22 protein-coding genes and 1 tRNA gene are annotated in these 17770 nt (G+C 64.3%); 15 read left to right on the top strand and 8 right to left on the bottom strand.

Going from position 1 to position 17770, the window contains the following annotated elements; all coding sequences use genetic code 11:
* Positions 1-61 precede the first annotated feature (61 nt).
* Positions 62-2119, bottom strand: coding sequence for a DEAD/DEAH box helicase (locus tag NO362_RS01295; protein ID WP_256545832.1), 2058 nt, complete (start codon positions 2117-2119; stop codon positions 62-64).
* Between the two features lie 111 nt (positions 2120-2230).
* On the opposite strand from NO362_RS01295, the gene NO362_RS01290 reads away from it, so the two are divergent.
* Positions 2231-3406: a CBS domain-containing protein gene (locus NO362_RS01290; RefSeq protein WP_256545831.1), complete on the top strand. Its 1176-nt coding sequence runs from the start codon at positions 2231-2233 to the stop codon at positions 3404-3406.
* Between the two features lie 36 nt (positions 3407-3442).
* Here NO362_RS01290 and NO362_RS01285 read toward each other — a convergent pair whose 3' ends face one another.
* The gene (locus NO362_RS01285) at positions 3443-4204 is read right to left on the bottom strand and encodes a competence/damage-inducible protein A (RefSeq protein WP_256545830.1); all 762 of its coding nucleotides are present in this window, start codon (positions 4202-4204) and stop codon (positions 3443-3445) included.
* A 223-nt stretch (positions 4205-4427) separates the two neighbouring features.
* Between NO362_RS01285 and NO362_RS01280 the strand changes: the two genes are divergently transcribed.
* Positions 4428-4616, top strand: coding sequence for a DUF8178 family membrane protein (locus NO362_RS01280; protein ID WP_256545829.1), 189 nt, complete (start codon positions 4428-4430; stop codon positions 4614-4616).
* Positions 4617-4799: 183 nt separating this feature from the next.
* On the opposite strand, the gene NO362_RS01275 is transcribed toward NO362_RS01280, so the two are convergent.
* On the bottom strand, positions 4800-5237 hold the full coding sequence (locus NO362_RS01275) for a type IV pilin domain-containing protein (protein WP_256545828.1): 438 nt from the start codon (positions 5235-5237) through the stop codon (positions 4800-4802).
* A 4-nt stretch (positions 5238-5241) separates the two neighbouring features.
* Positions 5242-5664 carry a type IV pilin domain-containing protein gene (locus NO362_RS01270; RefSeq protein WP_256545827.1) on the bottom strand — a complete coding sequence of 141 codons (423 nt, stop codon included), beginning with the start codon at positions 5662-5664 and terminating at the stop codon, positions 5242-5244.
* 431 nt (positions 5665-6095) lie between these two features.
* Between NO362_RS01270 and NO362_RS01265 the strand changes: the two genes are divergently transcribed.
* On the top strand, positions 6096-9287 hold the full coding sequence (locus tag NO362_RS01265) for a DUF7827 domain-containing protein (RefSeq protein ID WP_256545826.1): 3192 nt from the start codon (positions 6096-6098) through the stop codon (positions 9285-9287).
* Positions 9288-9342: 55 nt separating this feature from the next.
* On the opposite strand, the gene NO362_RS01260 is transcribed toward NO362_RS01265, so the two are convergent.
* The 4 genes from NO362_RS01260 to NO362_RS01245 form a co-directional block, all read right to left on the bottom strand.
* Complete coding sequence (locus tag NO362_RS01260) at positions 9343-9657, bottom strand: MTH1187 family thiamine-binding protein (RefSeq protein WP_256289229.1); 315 nt, start codon at positions 9655-9657, stop codon at positions 9343-9345.
* A gap of 78 nt (positions 9658-9735) precedes the next feature.
* Positions 9736-10155, bottom strand: coding sequence for a CBS domain-containing protein (locus tag NO362_RS01255; RefSeq protein ID WP_256545825.1), 420 nt, complete (start codon positions 10153-10155; stop codon positions 9736-9738).
* 131 nt (positions 10156-10286) lie between these two features.
* Positions 10287-10466 (bottom strand): hypothetical protein, encoded by a 180-nt coding sequence (locus tag NO362_RS01250; protein WP_256289227.1) that lies wholly within the window; start codon positions 10464-10466, stop codon positions 10287-10289.
* A gap of 142 nt (positions 10467-10608) precedes the next feature.
* Positions 10609-10679 (bottom strand) — tRNA-Gly (locus NO362_RS01245).
* Positions 10680-10910: 231 nt separating this feature from the next.
* On the opposite strand from NO362_RS01245, the gene NO362_RS01240 reads away from it, so the two are divergent.
* From NO362_RS01240 to NO362_RS01185, 12 genes are read left to right on the top strand one after another with little or no spacing between them, the layout of a single operon-like run.
* The gene (locus tag NO362_RS01240) at positions 10911-11744 is read left to right on the top strand and encodes a putative RNA uridine N3 methyltransferase (RefSeq protein WP_121569974.1); all 834 of its coding nucleotides are present in this window, start codon (positions 10911-10913) and stop codon (positions 11742-11744) included.
* A 4-nt stretch (positions 11745-11748) separates the two neighbouring features.
* Entirely contained in the window at positions 11749-12765 is a 1017-nt protein-coding gene (locus tag NO362_RS01235; protein ID WP_121569973.1) for a 50S ribosomal protein L3, read from the top strand.
* A gap of 3 nt (positions 12766-12768) precedes the next feature.
* A complete protein-coding gene (rpl4p, locus tag NO362_RS01230) occupies positions 12769-13515 on the top strand; it encodes a 50S ribosomal protein L4 (protein ID WP_256289226.1) in 747 nt (248 codons plus the stop codon).
* Positions 13512-13766, top strand: coding sequence for a 50S ribosomal protein L23 (locus tag NO362_RS01225; protein WP_121569971.1), 255 nt, complete (start codon positions 13512-13514; stop codon positions 13764-13766). The genes rpl4p and NO362_RS01225 overlap by 4 nt, the downstream gene beginning before the upstream one ends.
* Positions 13767-13768: 2 nt before the next feature.
* Positions 13769-14500: a 50S ribosomal protein L2 gene (locus NO362_RS01220; protein WP_256545824.1), complete on the top strand. Its 732-nt coding sequence runs from the start codon at positions 13769-13771 to the stop codon at positions 14498-14500.
* A 2-nt stretch (positions 14501-14502) separates the two neighbouring features.
* Positions 14503-14925, top strand: coding sequence for a 30S ribosomal protein S19 (locus NO362_RS01215; protein WP_121569969.1), 423 nt, complete (start codon positions 14503-14505; stop codon positions 14923-14925).
* A gap of 2 nt (positions 14926-14927) precedes the next feature.
* Entirely contained in the window at positions 14928-15398 is a 471-nt protein-coding gene (locus NO362_RS01210) for a 50S ribosomal protein L22 (protein WP_256289225.1), read from the top strand.
* Positions 15398-16333, top strand: coding sequence for a 30S ribosomal protein S3 (locus tag NO362_RS01205; protein WP_256545823.1), 936 nt, complete (start codon positions 15398-15400; stop codon positions 16331-16333). Before NO362_RS01210 ends, NO362_RS01205 begins: the two co-directional genes overlap by 1 nt.
* A gap of 3 nt (positions 16334-16336) precedes the next feature.
* Complete coding sequence (gene rpmC, locus NO362_RS01200) at positions 16337-16543, top strand: 50S ribosomal protein L29 (RefSeq protein ID WP_121569966.1); 207 nt, start codon at positions 16337-16339, stop codon at positions 16541-16543.
* Positions 16544-16546: 3 nt separating this feature from the next.
* Positions 16547-17050 carry a ribonuclease P protein component 1 gene (locus tag NO362_RS01195; RefSeq protein ID WP_256545822.1) on the top strand — a complete coding sequence of 168 codons (504 nt, stop codon included), beginning with the start codon at positions 16547-16549 and terminating at the stop codon, positions 17048-17050.
* Positions 17041-17367 (top strand): 30S ribosomal protein S17, encoded by a 327-nt coding sequence (locus NO362_RS01190; RefSeq protein WP_121569964.1) that lies wholly within the window; start codon positions 17041-17043, stop codon positions 17365-17367. Before NO362_RS01195 ends, NO362_RS01190 begins: the two co-directional genes overlap by 10 nt.
* A complete protein-coding gene (locus NO362_RS01185) occupies positions 17367-17765 on the top strand; it encodes a 50S ribosomal protein L14 (RefSeq protein ID WP_121569963.1) in 399 nt (132 codons plus the stop codon). Before NO362_RS01190 ends, NO362_RS01185 begins: the two co-directional genes overlap by 1 nt.
* Positions 17766-17770: the final 5 nt, after the last annotated feature.

The raw sequence follows: 17770 nt of genomic DNA, 5'->3' as shown, positions 1-17770 counted from the left end.
CCGCCGATTCGACCTCCGTCACCCGAGTGTGATGAGTCGGGTCGGCGACCGCCGCCGGCGTTCAGAGCTCGTCTTGGAGTTCCATCTCGGCGACGAGTCCGTAGGGGTCCGTGCCCGAGCGGATGCAATCGAGGATGCGGAACGCGTCTTTCGGCGAGAGGAAGTGCCGACAGACCGCCCGTCCCAGCGGCGTCGGATCGAAGCCGTCGATGAACTCCCACTGGAGCAGTTTGCCGATCGCGTGTTTCGTCGGGACGTCACCGACCATCCGGTCGTTCAGTCGCTTGGCACGCTTGCCGGCGACGACGACGTTCGCGAGCGTCTCCTCGGCGGCCGCGGTCTCGTCGTAGTGCGTCAGGACGTCCTCCATCTCGCCTTTCAGGAGTTTGAACGCGACCTCGTCTTCGGTCATCTCCATCGTGTTGTGGTAGGTGCAGTCGGGTTCGACGAGAAGATAGACCGTCCCCTGATCGTGGTAGTCCGGGCGGCCGGCACGCCCGAGCATCTGCTCGAACTCCTGGACGGAGAGCCACTCGATGCCCATCGCCAGCGAGTCGAAGATGACCTGTGAGGCGGGGAAGTCGACGCCGGCGGCGAGCGCGGCGGTCGTGACCACCGCGGCGAGGTCCTGATCCCCGAACTGCCGCTCGACGCGCTTCCGCCGGCCGTAGTCGAGGCCGGCGTGATACGGCGCGGAGTCGTACTCCAGTTTTCGCGAGATCTCGTGACACCGCCGCCGCGAGTTCGTGAAGACGATGGTCTGCCCGCGGTAGCCCTTCGAGGACTTCGAGTCGAACTCGCGTCTGACGAGTTTGTTGATGATGTCCGGCTTCTCTCTGCCGTCGGCGAACGTCACGTGACGCTCGATCGGGACTGGACGCTCCTCGAACTCGATGAGTGTCGCGCGGAGGCGCTCGGCCAGCGATTCCGGATTCCCGACCGTCGCGGAGAGATAGACGTACTGTGCGCCCCCGTAGCTCTCGCGGGCCGCCTCGCGGTCCTCGCAGTAGTACTTCAGCCGGCTGATGAGACCATCGAGGCGGTGGCCGCGCTCCTCCTCTTTGAGCGTGTGGACCTCGTCGATGACGACGGTGCCGATGTCGCCGAGGTCTTTCCCCGTCCGCAACGCGTGGTCGATGCCCTCGTAGGTCCCCACGACGACGTCCGCGTTCGGATTGAAGCGGTTGCCGTCGTCGTTGATCCGGGACGCGCCGACGCGGATCGTCACGTCGAGGAGGCCGCCGTAGCGCTCCTCGAAGTCCTCGTGCTTCTGGTTCGCCAGGGCGACGAGCGGGACCAAAAAGAGCAGTTTGCCCTCTCCCTTCAGCGCCCGGTCGAGCCCCGCGAGTTCACCGACGAGCGTCTTCCCGGTCGCGGTCGCGCTCACGACGAGTTGGTCGCGGCCCTCGAACAACCCGTTGTCGACCGACAGCGACTGCACTGGAAGCAGCGTGTCGAATCGGTCTTCGACCCGCCGCTGAAGTTCGGGGTGGAGATCGAGCGTCGACGTCTCGACGAGGTCGACTTCGTCGGTCGTCGCGCTGACGGTGTCGAACTTCGTGAGGTCGGGATCGAGCCCCCCGGCGAGGAGGTTCGAGATCCGATCGAGGTCCTGCGTTTCCAAGAGGAGGTCTTCGAGCCGGTCCTGCGCCGCCCCGGTGAGCCGCCCCGATGCCGAGAAGTCGAGTTCGCGCTCCAGTTCCCGCTTTGCACAGTCGGGGCAGATGTACTCGCGGTCGGTCTTGATCGCCGTATCCTCCGTGATCGGCGAGTACCTCCCATCGGAAGCGCAGTAGCGACACGTCCGAACGACGAGCGCTTCGAGTTGGTAGCCGTCGAGCATCTCGCGAAGTTCGTCGCGACGCTGCTTCGAGGTCTGTTCGGAAATACGGATTCGCGACGCACGGCGCGCAAGCTCGATGAACTGGCTCGGATCGCGGGGCTCTTCCGTCGATCCGCGCTTGATGCGGAACTTCGCGGGACGGGGGCCTGCGTCCGTCTCCTTTAGTTCGAGGACTCCGCGAAAGACACGCTCCCCGTCCCGTTCGACGACCACGAGGAAGTCGTCGCCGGTCTCGTGGAGAAAGAGCGTGTCGACGCGGCCGACCTGTTGAGACACGCCCGACGGTACGTGGACGAGGTATTTCAGCGGTTCGTCTGCCGGTCGGCTCTGTCAGCGAATCGCGTCGCCGCGGCTGGACTTAAGTCCCGTGCCCGACAACGTCTCGCTATGCGCGGAATCCGTATTGGTAGCGCGTTCGGTATCCCGATCAAGCTCGATCTCACGTTCCTTATCGTTCTCCCCCTGTTCGCGTGGCTCATCGGGAACGACGTCGGGCAACTCGTGGGCGTCCTGAACGACCTGTTCGGCTCGGCCATCGACGTCGGCCCGCTGACGGCCGGGTCGATGCAGTGGGTACTGGGCGCGGCCGCGGCGATCGGCCTCTTCTTTTGCGTCTTACTCCACGAGTTCGGCCACTCGCTCGTCGCGATGCGCTACGGCTACGAGATCGACTCGATCACGCTGTGGCTCTTCGGCGGCGTCGCGAGCTTCGCCGAGATGCCCGAAGACTGGAAGCAGGAGCTCTTGATCGCCGTCGCCGGACCGATCGTCAGCATCGCCCTCGGCGTGCTCTCGTATGCGGCCTTTGCCGTCCTCCCATCGGCACTCGACCCCGTGAAGTTCGTCGTCGGCTACCTCGCGCTGACGAACATCGTGCTCGCGGTGTTCAATATGCTACCCGGATTCCCGATGGACGGCGGCCGCGTCCTTCGTGCCCTCCTCGCGCGAACGCGTCCGCACGCCCGCGCAACACAAATCGCCGCAGAGGTCGGGAAAGTGTTCGCGTTCCTCCTCGGGATCTTCGGGCTGTTCGCGAACCTGTTCTTGGTCGCTTTGGCCTTCTTCATCTACATCGGGGCGTCCTCGGAAGCCCAACAGACCGTGATGAAGGCCGCCTTCCAGGACGTGACCGTCAGAGACGTGATGACGCCCCGTCAGGATCTCGACGTGGTGAGCGAGCACACGAGCGTCGCCGAACTCCTCGAGCGAATGTTCACCGAACGCCACACGGGCTATCCGGTGATGGACGGCGACCGCCTCGTCGGGATGGTGACGCTCAGCGACGCCCGCTCGATCAAGGAAGTCGAACGCGACGCCTACCGCGTCGGCGACGTGATGGCGAACGATCTGGCGACGATCTCACCCGAGGACGACGCGATGACGGCCATCGAGCAGATGCAGAAGAACGACGTCGGCCGCCTCCCCGTCGTCGACGACGAGGGCGAGGTCGTCGGGCTCATCTCCCGCTCGGATCTCGTGACGGCGTTCAACATCATCCAATCCCGCGGGTCGCTCGCGTCGCTCTCACCGCGAGACACCACGAACCTCCCGAACCCGCGCTAGCTCTCTGCCGCACGCGACGCGTCCACTGCCCCACGCTCACTCGTTGGCTTCGGTACCGTCCCCGTCTCCGTCGGCCACTCTGAGTTCGACGCGCGAATTCGCTCTGAGCCACGCCACGGCCGTCGAGAGCACTGCTTCGTCGTCGCCGGTGAGCTTGATGCGCGTCTCGCCCGCTTCCCGATTCGGGTAGCTTCCGACGCGGATCCCGAAGCGCTCCGCGACGTCGCCCAGAATCGACGCGAGGGCCCCTTCCGGCTCGGGGGAGTACAGCGTCTGCGTCGCCACGTCGCCATCGAACTCCCCGGCGACGTTCGCGAAGACGGCTTCCATCTCCTCGGGAATCCCGGGCAGGACGTACACGTTCTCGGCAACACACCCCGGTGCGAGCCCCTCGGGGTTCGGAATCGGCGTCGCACCCGCCGGCATCGAGGCGTACCACTCCGGCCGGAGCTCGAACTCCAGATCGGGATTCTCCTCGTAGATTCGATCGATCGTCTCCTGTACGTCTGCGTCGGCAACGGGATTGACCACGAGTTCCCGATCCAACCCGGCGGCGACGGCGGGCATCGTCACGTCGTCGGGCGTCCCGCCGAGGCCGCCGGTGACGATCACGGCGTCGAACTCGGCGGCCCACTCGCGGATCGTCCCGGCGACGACGCCCTCGTCGTCGGGGACGACGATGATCCGCGCGACGTCGACGCCACGGGCAGTGAGTTCCTTCGCCAGCCACGTGGCGTTCGTGTTCTCGATGTCGCCCGCGAGCAATTCGTTCCCCACGGTGACGATCGCTACGTCCATACGCCCTCCGTCGGGCGGCGGCTGCTTATATTGTCGGACACAACTGTGTCAAGAGATTCCTCTCCCCGGGGTGACGAACTGCGTTTCAGACGCGTCAGGTAGTATAACGCGCCGGAGCGCAACCCCGTGCTCGATATCATCCATCGGTGAGGCGCCGCTTTGGTCCGGCGGTGACGACGTCCAGAAGCGGAAAGTCCATATTCCACGGGCCGTAGTGCCACCTATGGGATTGTTCGATAGCACACGCGTGCTTGGCGGTGTCGCTCTCATAGTCGTCGGATCGCTGCTGCTGCTCCCGGGGGCCCTCCCGGACGCGTCGCAACTGTTCACCTACGCGCTCATCCCGGCCGCCGCGCTCGTCACGTACGGAACGTGGCTCGTCGGCACCTCCGAAGGGGCACCCGCGGTCTGAAACGCGCGAAATCGACTTCTGCGGCCCGATTCTGATCGAACTACCTCGTCTATAGTTGCGTTTGCAACTGAGCAATCTGCTCGCACCGTAGCGCACGACCAGGTGCGTGACGACGTACAAACGATACTCTCGTCAGTCACAGGTATCCAAAAAAGCAGAACGAAACGCGGGTCGGCCGATCGATTAGGATCCGCCGGGTGCGGTCGACTGGCTCAGCGTCGCAGACGTCTCGCCGTTCGGCGACGACCAGACGACGCGGAGTGTTTCACCGCTCCACTGCTTCGTGTTATTGAACTCAGCGCTCGTCCCGGCGGATATAGTTGTCCCATCTATCTTTCCGCTCCACTCGGCGCTGCTCGGAGTTGCACTCAGACCGGTCGTGTTCAGACGAGCGGCCTCAACCGAGTCACCGGACTGGTGCGTGATGGTGACGTTGGTTCCCGAGGCGTTGTAGTCGAAGTCGAAACTCGCCTGCGGGGCTGTCTGCTGGATACTGCCCCCGAGGTTGAGCACGAACGAACCGATGACGGCCGCGAGGATCACCGTAATCGCGACCATCAGGATAACGCCGATGACCGGCGACACGGCGGAATCGTCGGTGAAGAGTTGCTTGGGATTCATCGAGTTATGCGCCTCCCGGTGCGGTGGATTGGCTCAGGGTCGCGGACGTTTCGTCGTTCTGGGACGTCCAGACGACGCGGATTGTCTGTCCTGTGAAATCACTGTTAGCCACTTTCTTGATTGAAGTTCCGGCACTCACTGTATCGCTCCAATTTCCGGACTGTGGATATTTCCACGTCGCCCCGGTCGTATTCAGCTGGTTTCCGTTGACCGAGTCACCGGACTGGTGGGTGATCGTGACGTTCGTACCGTTTTCGTAGTCGAAACTGAAGCTCGCCTGGGGTGCCGTCTGCTGGACGCCTTGGCCGAGGTTCAGCACGAACGAGCCGATGACGGCCGCGAGGATGACCGTAATCGCAACCATCAGGATGACGCCGATGACCGGCGACACGGCGGAATCGTCGGTGAAGAGTTGTTTGAGTTTCATTGGTAGTGTTGATACCGTCCCACGACGGCGGTGTGTCGTTCGGTTTTCGGCTGCCTGTTGCCCGGCTGCAGGCTCGTCGTGAGAGGCGTATTTGCCCGTACAAACTAACCTAAATTAAATCTAGTGCTCTAGTTATCAAAATAGATAACGAAATTGGGGTTTCGCACCCCTCACGCGGCCGTGAAGACCGAAAGACGGTCGCCGCGAACGGCCGCTGCACACAAAACATATGTTTCCGTACCGTGACGTTATCAGTGGACTGTCGTTTGCGACGGAATTCGGCGCTGTGCAGTGTTTCATCGTCGAAGCGTCGGCATCCTCCCCGGGTCCCAGGTTCCCGACCCTGCCAGTCCCGAACCGCAAACGGCACTGCTCCCCGCTCGGCGGTTGCCGCCGACGTGTAACCGCCCACGATACCGTCTCCCCCCACTATGACACGAACCACGTTCCGAGTCGGTGCGGTTCCGATCGCGGTGCTCGTGGTACTGTCGGTCCTCGCCGGCAGTGTCACGTTCGCCGGGTCGGTCGCCGCCGTCGACGGAGTTTCAGCCGAAACACAGTTCGACCCGCTAACGGTCGACGAAGAGACCGAGACGCAACACACGTTCAACTACTCGTTTACCGGCGTCAACACGTCTGACAACGTCACGCTCTCGCTCTCTGTTCCGGGCGAGTTCTCGATAGAGAGTGCAGATGTCGAGATGAAAAACGCGACCGGGACCGTCCTCAACACGACGACGAGAGTCGGCAATACGCTGGAAGCAACAGCCAACTCGTCGACGTCGACGGTCTATCTCGCCGGGAACGTGACGGTGACGTCACCTGCCGTCGATACCGACACTGACTACCAGGTCAAGATCAACGCGACGGACGTCGACGGGACCGTTTCGGAGAGTGAGACGCTCACTGTCGAGAACGTCGCTACGCTCGCTATCGATGTCGAAGACGAGTTCGAGCCGACGACAGTCACGCAGGAGACCGAGAACCGGCACACGTTCAATTACTCGGTCTCCGGCGTCGACACCGGCGAAGACACGACGTTTTCGCTCGCCATCCCCAGCGAGTTCACGATCGAATCGTCGGACGTAGTCGTCAAAGATGCCACCGGCTCCGAGGTGGGATCGCTGAGCGCCTCCGGCAACACGCTCTCGTACACGGACAATCTCTCCACCACGACGGCGTATCTCGCGGGCAGCGTGAATCTGACGAGCCCCGCCGTCCCCGAAGGACAGGAGACGGCGAGCTATTCCCCGACGATCGAGGTTGACGACACCGCCGACCGCTCGGCGACCAGAGACGAAGAGATCACTGTCCAGTACGCCGGCGGCGTCCCCGGCTCTCCGGAGTACCTGAGCGCGATTCAGTACGTCCAGCCCGACGGCACGCCCGCTATCGAGGTGGCATTCTCCGAGGACGTGCAGAACTTCGAGTCGAACTACGCCCTCCTCGTCGACGACGAAGAGGAAGTGACGGGAGAGATCGTCGCAGACGTCACTGAGGCCCAGGGCCGCGTGATCATCGAACTCGACGAAACCGACAGCCGAGAGCTGACGCTCCGGCTCGAAGACGGGATCACGGACCCCACTGGTAACGCACTCGACAACCCAGACGACTACACGGTGACGTTCGCTCCGACGACCGTGACCGCCGGCGAGAGTATCAGCGCCTACAAGGGATCGACCGTCGCCGTCGTCGCCTCGTCGACGAACACGGACGTCACGATGGAAGGGACCGACGACGACACGGACACCTACTTCTTCGAGGGCGCGACCGGGACCAACAGCCGGGTCTTCCTCTTCGCGACCGACGACCGAACCCTCGGTGACTACGAGGCGACCATCGAGGGAGAAGGTGTCGCGAACATCACGGTTCGTGACCTCGATCTCGCGATTTCGATCGACGATCAGAACGTGACGAACCTCGAGCCGATCGAGGGCACGGTTTCGGCCCGAGCGAGCAACCGGGAGGTCCGACTCGAACTGCTCGACGACGACGAGGTCGTCGAGAACACCGAACGGTACGCCGACCTCTCCGGGCAGGGCGAGTACGACTTCAGCTACGATCTCGAAGCGCTCGAGATCGAAACAGGCGAGTACACTGTTCGCGCGACGGATACGACGTCGGGAATCTCCGTCGAGTCGTCGACCATCAACGTCACCGAAGCGGGCGACACCGAGGCGACGTTCCCCGATCGCACGCCCACGGACAACCGCGGTGACGTCGTCGCCATCCCGGTCGAACTGTCGAACACGCGCGAGGCGACAGTGACAATCGGTGAGGAGGACGTCGGCTTCCGCGCGAACGTGACCGTCCGCGACGGCGACGACGACGACCGCGACAACCGCGTCACCATCTACTTCGACAGCTATGCCGCATCGATGTACGGGACCGGCTCCTTCGACGGTGAAAACGAGATCTTCAGCGTCAGCGAGGACGACGAGGTTGTCGAGGGCGACGTCAGCATCGGCGTCTCGAACCTCCTCGACGCCGAGAGTTACCCGGTGTCGGCCGCGACCGCAGGTCGCGAGACCGACGTCGCGACGCTCGTTCTCGAACCCCGCGAGACGATAGCGCTCCGGACCTGGACCGCTCCGGAGGACCGATACGGCGACCTCGACACCGCGGCAGACTTCCGTGAGGCGAACGGCGACTGGGTGACGCGCGACACCGACATCGCGACTGGCGACACTGTCGTCTACGAACTCCGCGCCTCCGGTCTCGAAGGCGCACTCGACGCCTTCGAGGAGGATACCGTCACCGCCGAGTTCTTCGACTTCGCGAGCGGGACGGGCGATTCGCCGCCCGCCGTGTTCACCGTCGAGCAACAGGACCCCGGTCCGAACCGCGATCCGCTCGTCCTCCAGTTGAACAGCTCCAACTCGCGGGTCGTCGCGGATTCGGACAACGACACGTACTACGTGATCTCCCGGACGGGTGACGACGGCCCCACGGGCGTCCGCGACACCGACGAGGACGGCGCGATCGACGACGACGAGGACGAGACCGGCTCTCTGGGCACCGACGAACGGCTCCGCGCTTCGTTCACCGTCTTCGGCGACGACGAGAACGACCTCGATCTGACGGAGTCCGGCGAGGACGAGACCGTCGAGACGACGTACTCGACGACCGAAGCCGAGTTCTCGATGAACGAACCGTTCAACGTCACCGAGACGAGCGGCCAGGAGATCTTCGGTGAGGCGACCGTCGCCCCCGGCACGGAAATCAACATCCGGGTTCGCAGCGGCGACGACATCCGGCCCGCGTTCCTGAAAACCACGACGACGACAGTCGACGCTGACGGACAGTTCCTCGCGACGTTCTCGTTCAACGATACGAGTCCCGGCGACGCCTACACGATCGAGGTCAACGGCGGCCCGGCGCCCGAACTGACTGTCGACGGTACCGTCCAGCCGGTCATCCCGACTGCGACGACGCAGACGCCCGCTGAAACGACGACCACGACGACGACCACGACGACAACCACGACCACGACCGAACCGCCGACGACGACGGTGACAGAGATTCCGACAGTCCAGACGCCGACGACGACGCCCGGATTCGGGGTCCTCGCGACCCTCGTCGCTCTCGCTGGGGCCGCGCTACTCGCGCTCCGTCGAGAATAACGTCCGTCTCTCAGTCCGCCCGTTCCTTGCCTTTTCTCCTCTCTTTTTCGCTCCGCTACTCACTCTCACTGCGCGCCGGCCGGCCGAGCTGGTCCTCGACGACGTCTACTTTTTCGCGTGCGCGCCCATCGCTCGTTCGCTTGTCGTCGATCTTCAGCACCGTACTCACGCGGTCCGCATCGACGGCCCGGTGGGCGGCCTCCGCGGCGGCAAAGAGCGTGCCGACGTCGTCGGCTTCGATCACGGTCCCCATCGGGTTCGTCTCGTACTCGACGTCGAAGTCCTCCAAGGCGTCGACGGCTTTTGCGACCTCTGCGGCCATACTGTCTTCGATCACAGGCGCGACGCTCAATAGCGCGATAACGGTCATACGCGTCGATTTCGCACCGAGCCGCAAAACGTTTTCTCGCAGAATGGGGGACGCGGCGGGTCGGTTCAGCACCCGAGTTCAGTACTCCGGACGCTGGGCGCGGATGACTTCTGCGACCCGCTGTTCCTCGTCGGCGAGCAGTTCGGTCAGGTCGTCGGCCGTGATGATCCCGACGAGTGCGTCGCCCTCACAGATCGGCACTCGCCGGATGCTGTTATCGCGCATCATCGTCGCCGCCTCGTAGAACCCCGCCTTCCGGTCGAGCGTGTGGGGGTCTTCGGTCATCACGTCCGCCGCCGTCTGCTCGGTCGGGTCGGCTCCGTTCCCGAGCACGCGGACGGTCAGATCTCGATCCGTCACGATACCCACCGGCGTGTCACCGTTCGTGATGACGACGCTACCGACGTTCTCCTCGTCCATCGTGGCCGCGAGGTCGGTGACGGGTGTGTCCGGATCGGCTGTTACGACGTCGCTTCGAGCAAGGTCGTCGATTGGCATACTCTCTCACCCACTATCGTTTGCCGCCCCGGCGAGTAATTGCTACCTGTTCTTGTTACTGACTGGGAAGTATACCCGTGATTATTGTAGTGTGTTAACAATAGGTGACAGAGAACACCTCAATCGCCGACTCAGTCGCTCTCTGCCCACGCGAAGAGTCGCTCGAAGACGACGAGATAGACGAGAAATGCGGCCGCAAAGACCGCCCACGCGACGATGTTGAACTGTCCCGTGAACGCGAGAACGACGAAGATGTACGCAAGTGAGGCGGCGACGAAACTGGCGGCGTAGCGCGTCCGTCGGGAATCCATAGTAATTCATTGGCGAGCAGACACAATAAACGCACTTGGCCTGTAGCGCGAATAACCGCACCTCGTCTACGGAGTCGGTTCTCCGATTACGAAAACCGGGGATAAAGAACCCGCTCCGCTCGTCGGTTAGTATCGAGAGAAGTGCGCTGGCTGGGATTTGAACCCAGGTTGTGACCATGGCAAGGTCACGTGATACCACTACACTACCAGCGCGTGTCGTGGTCTGCGTCTGCATTCCAGAAAATGCGAGATTAATAAATAAGACTTGCGAATCGGAGAGCAAATCGGCCGATGGCGTGGGGGAAAATACCACGGGGCGGTTCCCCACGAAACCGCCGTAGGGCGGAGTGAGACGGCCTCTCACCCCCGAACGGTTTCGCTAGTCTTTTAGGCTCCCCTACGGTACGAGGGATACAGTCTAGACGTGACGCTGAAGGGACCGGTATGACGCTGACCGTACTCGTGCCGTCCTCTCTCGTCCGAGAGGCCGAAGACAAACGCGAGGCAACTCGCAAACTCGGCTACGTCGCCCGCGCGGCGACGGTGTTTCGGGCGGATCGGCTCGCCGTCTTCCCAGACAGGGAAGGCGAGCGACGCTGGGGAGGCGAGTTCGTCGAAACGGTGCTGCGATACGCTGCCACGCCGCCGCACCTCCGAAAGGAGGTCTGGGGGCGACGCGACGAACTCGAGTACGTCGGCGTTCTGCCGCCCCTCCGCGTCCCGTCTATGACCGGCTCCGAATCAGACGGTTCGGGGTCGTTAACACAGGGAATCGTGACCGAGGTCGGACCTGACGGCCGCGTTCGGGTCAATTGCGGACTGCAACACCCGGTCTCTCTCCACACGCCTCCGTCGATGGAGGTCGAGGAGGGGACGCGCGTCGCCATCAGGATCTCTTCGCGAGAACCGGTCCGTGCGCGGATCGTCGACGAGCCCGTTCCGGGCTTCGACGTGTCCCGTACGGACCTCGAGGAAGCGCTCGGCCGCGCCGACGCGGGCGTCACAATTGCGACGTCCCGCTTCGGCCAACCGTTGACCACGTCGTGGCTGCCGGACCTCTCCGCTCGCATCGAGCGGGAGGGGGCGACAGTCGCGTTCGGGTCACCCGGCCGTGGGCTTCCGGCCATCCTCGACGTCGACGTCGAGGATGCGGTCGAACCCGTTGACGGTCCGGGGTTCGATCTCTGGCTGAATACGATTCCGCGACAGGGCAGCGAGGTGGTGCGAACTGAAGAAGCGATGTTCGCGTCGCTCGCGTCCCTGACACTCACGGAGTGATCATATGCCACAACCAAGCAGACCACGAAAAGGTTCGATGGGCTTCAGCCCGCGCAAGCGTGCGGCCAAGGAAGTCCCACGCATCCGGTCGTGGCCCGACGACGACGGGTCCCCGGGTATCCAGGGCTTCGCCGGCTACAAGGCCGGGATGACCCAGGTGATGATGGTCAACGACGAGGCCAACTCCCCCCGCGAAGGGATGGAGGAGGCCGTTCCGGTGACCGTCGTCGAGACGCCGCCGATGCGCGCCGTCGCCCTTCGAGCCTACGAAGACACGCCGTACGGTGCAAAGCCCCTGACTGAGGTGTGGGGCAACGAGTTCGACGAGAACCTCGACCGCGTCCTCGACCTTCCGAACGAGGACTCCTTCGAGGACGACGCCGAGGACCTTCGCGCGGCCGTCGAGGCCGGCGAGGTCGACGACGTCCGACTCATCACCCACACCGTCCCAGGCGAGATGCAGAACGTCCCGAAAAAGAAACCCGACGTGATGGAGACCCGAGTCGGCGGCGGCTCGGTCGACGAGCGCATCGACTTCGCGCTCGAGCTCGTCGGCGACGGCGGCGAGCACGAACTCTCCGACGTCTTCCGCGCTGGCGAGTATCTCGACGTCGCCGGCGTCACGAAAGGCAAGGGGACGCAGGGTCCCGTCAAGCGGTGGGGCGTCCAGAAGCGGAAGGGCAAACACGCCCGCCAGGGATGGCGGCGCCGGATCGGTAACCTCGGTCCGTGGAACCCCTCCCGCGTGCGCTCGACCGTTCCCCAGCAGGGACAGACGGGCTACCACCAGCGAACCGAACTGAACAAGCGCCTCATCGACATCGGTGAGGGCAGCGAACCGACCGTAGACGGCGGCTTCGTCGGCTACGGTGAGGTCGACGGACCGTACGCGCTCGTCAAAGGCTCGCTCCCGGGCCCCGACAAGCGCCTCCTTCGGTTCCGTCCGGCCGTCCGACCGAACGACCAACCGCGCCTCGATCCCGAGGTGCGCTACGTGTCGACCGAATCGAATCAGGGCTAAACAATGCAGGCAACAATTCGCGACCTGAACGGCGACGACGCCGGCACGCTCGACCTCCCCGAGGTCTTCGAGACGCCGTATCGTCCGGACCTCATCGAGCGCGCCGTCGTCGCCGCGCAGGCGAACCGAAAACAGGCGTACGGTGCCGACCCCTACGCGGGGCTGCGAACTCCGGCCGAGTCGTTCGGCAGCGGTCGCGGGATGTCTCACGACCCCCGCGAAAACGGACGCGCCCGCCGCGTGCCCCACGCGGTCAAGGGTCGCAAGGCGCACCCGCCGAAGGCTGAGAAAGACCAGGGCAAGGACATCAACGACAAAGAGCGGAAACTCGCCGTCCGATCGGCGATCGCCGCCACGACGGACGAAGCGGTCGTCCGCGAACGCGGCCACCAGTTCGGCGACGACGTCGAACTCCCGCTCGTCGTTTCCGACGACTTCGAGGACCTCGTGAAGACCCGCGAAGTCGTCGATCTGCTCGAAACCCTCGGCGTCCACGCCGACATCGAGCGCTCTGACGAGAACAAGAAGGTGAAGGCCGGACGCGGGAAGACCCGTGGCCGGAAGTACACCCGTCCGAAGTCGATCCTCTTCGTCACGAGCGAAGAGCCCTCGAAGGCGGCGCGGAACCTCGCCGGCGCCGACGTGGTCACCGCGGCCAACGTCAGCGCAGAGGACCTCGCCCCCGGGACGCAGGCCGGTCGGCTCACGATCTTCACCGAGAGCGCCGTCGAGGAGGTGGCGGACCGATGAGTTCGCTCATCGAGCACCCGCTCGTCACCGAGAAGGCGATGGACGAGATGGACTTCGACAACAAGCTTCAGTTCATCGTCGACCTCGACGCCACGAAGGCGGAGATCGAAGACGAGATCGAATCGCGCTACGAGGTGGCCGTCGTGAACGTGAACACGCAGGTCACACCGCGCGGCAAGAAGAAGGCGACCGTCCGACTCGGTGAGGACGACGACGCGCAGGAAGTCGCCTCGCGAATTGGGGTGTTCTGAAAATGGGACGTCGAATTCAAGGCCAACGTCGCGGTCGCGGTACGTCCACGTTCCGGGCGCCGTCGCACCGCTACAAGGCCGAACTCTCGCACAAGAAGGCCGAATCGGACGACACCGTCGCCGGGACGGTCGTCGATATCGAGCACGACCCCGCACGCAGCGCGCCGGTCGTCGCCGTCGAATTCGAAGACGGCGACCAGCGGCTCATCCTCGCTCCAGAGGGCGTCGCCGTCGGCGACACGATCCAGGTCGGGGTCAGCGCAGAGATCAAGCCCGGCAACACGCTCCCGCTCGCGGAGATTCCCGAGGGGGTTCCGGTGTGTAACGTCGAGCGCCAGCCCGGCGACGGCGGGAAGTTCGCCCGCGCGTCCGGGACGAGCGCCCAGCTGCTCACTCACGACCGCCACGTCGCGGTCGTGAAGCTCCCCTCCGGGGAGGTCAAGCGGCTGAACCCGCAGTGCCGCGCCACCATTGGCGTCGTCGCTGGCGGGGGACGCACCGAGAAGCCGTTCGTGAAGGCCGGCAAGAAGCACCACAAGATGAAAGCGCGCGGCATCAAGTGGCCGCGCGTTCGCGGGGTCGCGATGAACGCCGTCGACCACCCGTTCGGTGGCGGTGGCCGCCAGCACCCCGGTCAGCCGAAGTCCGTCTCGCGGGACGCCCCGCCGGGACGGAAGGTCGGTGACATCGCCTCGAAGCGCACCGGTCGCGGTGGCAAAGGAGGCAACGAATAACAATGAGTTCGGAATACCGTACCGGCCGCGAGGGTGAGTTCACCTACCGCGGTCACACGCTCGACGAGCTGCAGGAGATGTCGCTCGACGAGGTCGCGGAACTGCTGCCCGCACGACAGCGGCGAACCATCAACCGAGGACTCACGGTCCAACAGGAGAAGCTGCTGGAGGCGGCCAGCGAGGCCGACCCCCAGGAGACCGCCAACGACCCGATCCGGACCCACCTCCGGGACATGCCCATTCTGCCTTCGTTCGTCGAGAAGACGTTCGAGGTCTACACCGGGCAGTCCTTCGAGCGCGTCCGCGTCGAGCCCGAGATGATCGGGCACTATCTGGGCGAGTTCCAGCTGACCCGGACGTCGGTCGAACACGGTCAGGCCGGAATCGGCGCGACCCGGTCCTCGAAGTTCGTGCCGCTCAAATAACTATGGGTATCAACTACAGCGTCGAGGCCGACCCGGAGACCACCGCCAAGGGGATGCTCCGCGATCGGCCCATCAGCCTGAAGCACAGCAAGGCCATCTCGCGTGAGATCAAGGGGATGCCCGTCGAGGACGCGGAGGAGTACCTCCAGGACGTCATCGACGAGAAGCGCTCCGTTCCGTTCAAACAGCACAACACCGGCGTCGGACACCGCTCCGACATCGACGGCTGGGACGCGGGTCGCTACCCCGAGAAGGCCTCGAAGGCGTTCCTCGAACTCCTGCAGAACGTGGCGTCGAACGCCGACGAGCAGGGATTCGACGGACGTTCGATGACGATCAAACACGTCGCCGCCCACAAGGTCGGCGAACGGCAGGGTCGCAAGCCCCGTGCGTTCGGGAGCGCCGACCCGTGGAACACGCCGATCTGTGACGTCGAACTCATCGTCGAAGAACCCGAGGAGGTCGAAGCCTAATGGCTGACGAACACCAGTTCATCGAAGACGGACTGCAGCGCTCGCAGATCGACGAGTTCTTCGCCGAAGAACTCGGCCGCGCCGGCTACGGCGGGATGGACGTCGCGAAGACCCCGATGGGGACTCAGATCGTCCTGAAGGCCGAAAAGCCCGGTATGGTCATCGGCAAGGGCGGGAAGAATATCCGCAAGGTCACCCGCGAACTCGAAGAGCGGTTCAACCTCGACGACCCCCAGATCGACGTCCAGGAGGTCGACGAGCCCGACCTGAACGCTCGCATCGTCGCGGACCGCCTCGCGAACGCGCTCGAACGCGGCTGGTACTTCCGGAAGGCGGGCCACACCACGATCGACCGCATTATGGAGTCCGGCGCACTGGGCGCCGAGATCGTCCTCAGCGGGAAGGTCACCGGTGCACGCTCGCGCGTCGAGAAGTTCAACCGTGGCTACATCAAGCACAACGGCGAACCGGCCCAGGAGATCGTCGACGAGGGCCAGGGCGTCGCCGTGATGAAGCTCGGTACCATCGGCGTGACCGTCAAGATCATCCCGCCGGGAGCAGAGCTCCCCGACGACTTCGAGATCCACGAGGACGTCGACGTCGAGCCCGTCGAGCAGGTCGCAGAGAGCGAGGGCGTCGAGGCCCTCCTCGAAGAGGAACCCGAAGAGGTCCCCGACGTCGGCGAGACCGACGAGGAGGTCGAGGTTCCCGACGAGGCTCCCGAGGAAGTCATCGACGAGGAAGTCGTCGAAGAAGTCATCGAGGAAGAAGCCGAGTCCGAGTCTGAGGATGTCGACGAAGACGTCGAGGTCCCCGACGAGTCGGACGTCGAAGAGGAACTCGACGAACTCGACGAGGAGGTCGAAGCGGAAGCCGAAGAGCTCCTCGACAAGATGGAAGACGCCGAGGAAGACGAAGACGAGGAGGAGGAATAACCGATGGCGATCCTCTACCCCGAAGAGATCCGCGACATGACGGCCGCAGAGCGCGACGCCGAGCTCGAAGAGCTCGAGACCGAGCTGCTCAACACGCGCGCAGTCCAGGCTGCCGGTGGCGCACCGGAGAACCCGGGCCGCGTCAGCGAGCTGAAGCGGACGATCGCGCGGATCAAGACGATCCAGCAGGAAGAAGGCGACCTCGAATAACAGATGGCACTGACACCCGAGACGCTGACGCGACACGAGCTTAACGGCCTCCGCGTGGCCGTCGTCGACGCGCCCAACCCCGACCTCGTCGGGATCGAGGGCCGCATCGTCGTCGAGACGATGCAGACGCTGCACGTCGACGTCAGCGACAGCGATGCCGCGACCGACGACGCCGACGCGACTCGCGACGGTCGCACTCGGGTGAAACAGGTGCCGAAGCAGGGCTCCACGCTGGAGTTCGAGCTTCCCTCCCCGGAAGGAACATCCGGACGCACAGATGAAGCCGCCGACGCCGAGAAGGCGTCGGGGACCACGTCCGAACTTCGGTCGGATACTGCCGGCGCATTCGCCGGTCAGTCTGATCGGCCGGCTGCGGAGCCCGCAGCGGCTTCTCGGCGCGACGCCGAGAATTGCGAGGGCGTGGCCTACGTTACGGTGGATGGCACACGTCTGCTCTCACGACCCGCCTTGCGGACCGAGAAGGCAGGTGACTCACTATGGCGATAGGACTGAACGTAGAAGAACCGGAGGAGCCGTGCTCCGACGAGAACTGTCCGTTCCACGGGACGCTTTCCGTGCGCGGTCAGACGCTCGAAGGCACGGTCGCCTCCACCGACATGGAGAAAACCGTCATTGTGGAGCGCGAATACGACGTTCGCGTTCCCAAGTACGACCGCTTTATGAAGCGGCGTAGTCGCATCCCCGCTCACGCACCCCCGTGCGTGGACATCGAGGAAGGCGACACGGTGCGTATCGCAGAGACCCGACCGCTGTCGAAGACCAAATCGCACGTCGTCGTCGACGTGCTCGGAGGTGAGGAGTGATGGAGGCGCTGAAAGCCGACGTCACGAAGGGCCTCGAACGAGGCTCCCTCATCACGTGCGCCGACAACACCGGCGCGCGCGAACTGAAGGTCATCAGCGTGAAGGGCTACTCAGGAACCAAGAACCGACACCCCAAGGCGGGCATCGGCGACCAGGTCACCGTCTCGGTGACGAAAGGGACGCCGGAGATGCGCCGCCAGGTGCTCGAAGCCGTGATCGTCCGCCAGCGGAAACCGATCCGCCGGCCGGACGGCACGCGCGTGAAGTTCGAGGACAACGCCGCCGTCATCATCGACGAGATGGAAGAGCCTCGCGGGACCGAGATCAAGGGTCCCATCGCGCGTGAAGTGGCCGAGCGCTTCGGGAGCATCGCTTCGACGGCGACGATGATCGTCTGAACACT

The organism is Halobellus inordinatus (assembly GCF_024498335.1).
In the GTDB taxonomy this organism is placed as follows: Archaea; Halobacteriota; Halobacteria; order Halobacteriales; family Haloferacaceae; genus Haloquadratum; species Haloquadratum inordinatus.
Note: the sequence above shows the minus strand (reverse complement) of the source record. Positions and strands in the feature narration are given on the sequence as shown.

Excerpts from the sequence above, each read along its gene's own strand:
- NO362_RS01235 (WP_121569973.1), top strand. The coding sequence starts at position 11,749 with ATGCCACAACCAAGCAGACCACGAAAAGGTTCGATGGGCTTCAGCCCG.
- NO362_RS01250 (WP_256289227.1), bottom strand. The coding sequence starts at position 10,466 with ATGGATTCCCGACGGACGCGCTACGCCGCCAGTTTCGTCGCCGCCTCA.
- NO362_RS01290 (WP_256545831.1), top strand. The coding sequence starts at position 2,231 with ATGCGCGGAATCCGTATTGGTAGCGCGTTCGGTATCCCGATCAAGCTC.
- NO362_RS01190 (WP_121569964.1), top strand. The coding sequence starts at position 17,041 with ATGGCGATAGGACTGAACGTAGAAGAACCGGAGGAGCCGTGCTCCGAC.
- NO362_RS01215 (WP_121569969.1), top strand. The coding sequence starts at position 14,503 with ATGAGTTCGGAATACCGTACCGGCCGCGAGGGTGAGTTCACCTACCGC.
- NO362_RS01210 (WP_256289225.1), top strand. The coding sequence starts at position 14,928 with ATGGGTATCAACTACAGCGTCGAGGCCGACCCGGAGACCACCGCCAAG.
- NO362_RS01255 (WP_256545825.1), bottom strand. The coding sequence starts at position 10,155 with ATGCCAATCGACGACCTTGCTCGAAGCGACGTCGTAACAGCCGATCCG.
- NO362_RS01265 (WP_256545826.1), top strand. The coding sequence starts at position 6,096 with ATGACACGAACCACGTTCCGAGTCGGTGCGGTTCCGATCGCGGTGCTC.
- NO362_RS01285 (WP_256545830.1), bottom strand. The coding sequence starts at position 4,204 with ATGGACGTAGCGATCGTCACCGTGGGGAACGAATTGCTCGCGGGCGAC.
- NO362_RS01195 (WP_256545822.1), top strand. The coding sequence starts at position 16,547 with ATGGCACTGACACCCGAGACGCTGACGCGACACGAGCTTAACGGCCTC.
- NO362_RS01185 (WP_121569963.1), top strand. The coding sequence starts at position 17,367 with ATGGAGGCGCTGAAAGCCGACGTCACGAAGGGCCTCGAACGAGGCTCC.
- NO362_RS01280 (WP_256545829.1), top strand. The coding sequence starts at position 4,428 with ATGGGATTGTTCGATAGCACACGCGTGCTTGGCGGTGTCGCTCTCATA.
- NO362_RS01260 (WP_256289229.1), bottom strand. The coding sequence starts at position 9,657 with ATGACCGTTATCGCGCTATTGAGCGTCGCGCCTGTGATCGAAGACAGT.
- NO362_RS01240 (WP_121569974.1), top strand. The coding sequence starts at position 10,911 with ATGACGCTGACCGTACTCGTGCCGTCCTCTCTCGTCCGAGAGGCCGAA.
- NO362_RS01275 (WP_256545828.1), bottom strand. The coding sequence starts at position 5,237 with ATGAATCCCAAGCAACTCTTCACCGACGATTCCGCCGTGTCGCCGGTC.
- NO362_RS01220 (WP_256545824.1), top strand. The coding sequence starts at position 13,769 with ATGGGACGTCGAATTCAAGGCCAACGTCGCGGTCGCGGTACGTCCACG.
- NO362_RS01270 (WP_256545827.1), bottom strand. The coding sequence starts at position 5,664 with ATGAAACTCAAACAACTCTTCACCGACGATTCCGCCGTGTCGCCGGTC.
- NO362_RS01205 (WP_256545823.1), top strand. The coding sequence starts at position 15,398 with ATGGCTGACGAACACCAGTTCATCGAAGACGGACTGCAGCGCTCGCAG.
- NO362_RS01225 (WP_121569971.1), top strand. The coding sequence starts at position 13,512 with ATGAGTTCGCTCATCGAGCACCCGCTCGTCACCGAGAAGGCGATGGAC.
- rpl4p (WP_256289226.1), top strand. The coding sequence starts at position 12,769 with ATGCAGGCAACAATTCGCGACCTGAACGGCGACGACGCCGGCACGCTC.
- rpmC (WP_121569966.1), top strand. The coding sequence starts at position 16,337 with ATGGCGATCCTCTACCCCGAAGAGATCCGCGACATGACGGCCGCAGAG.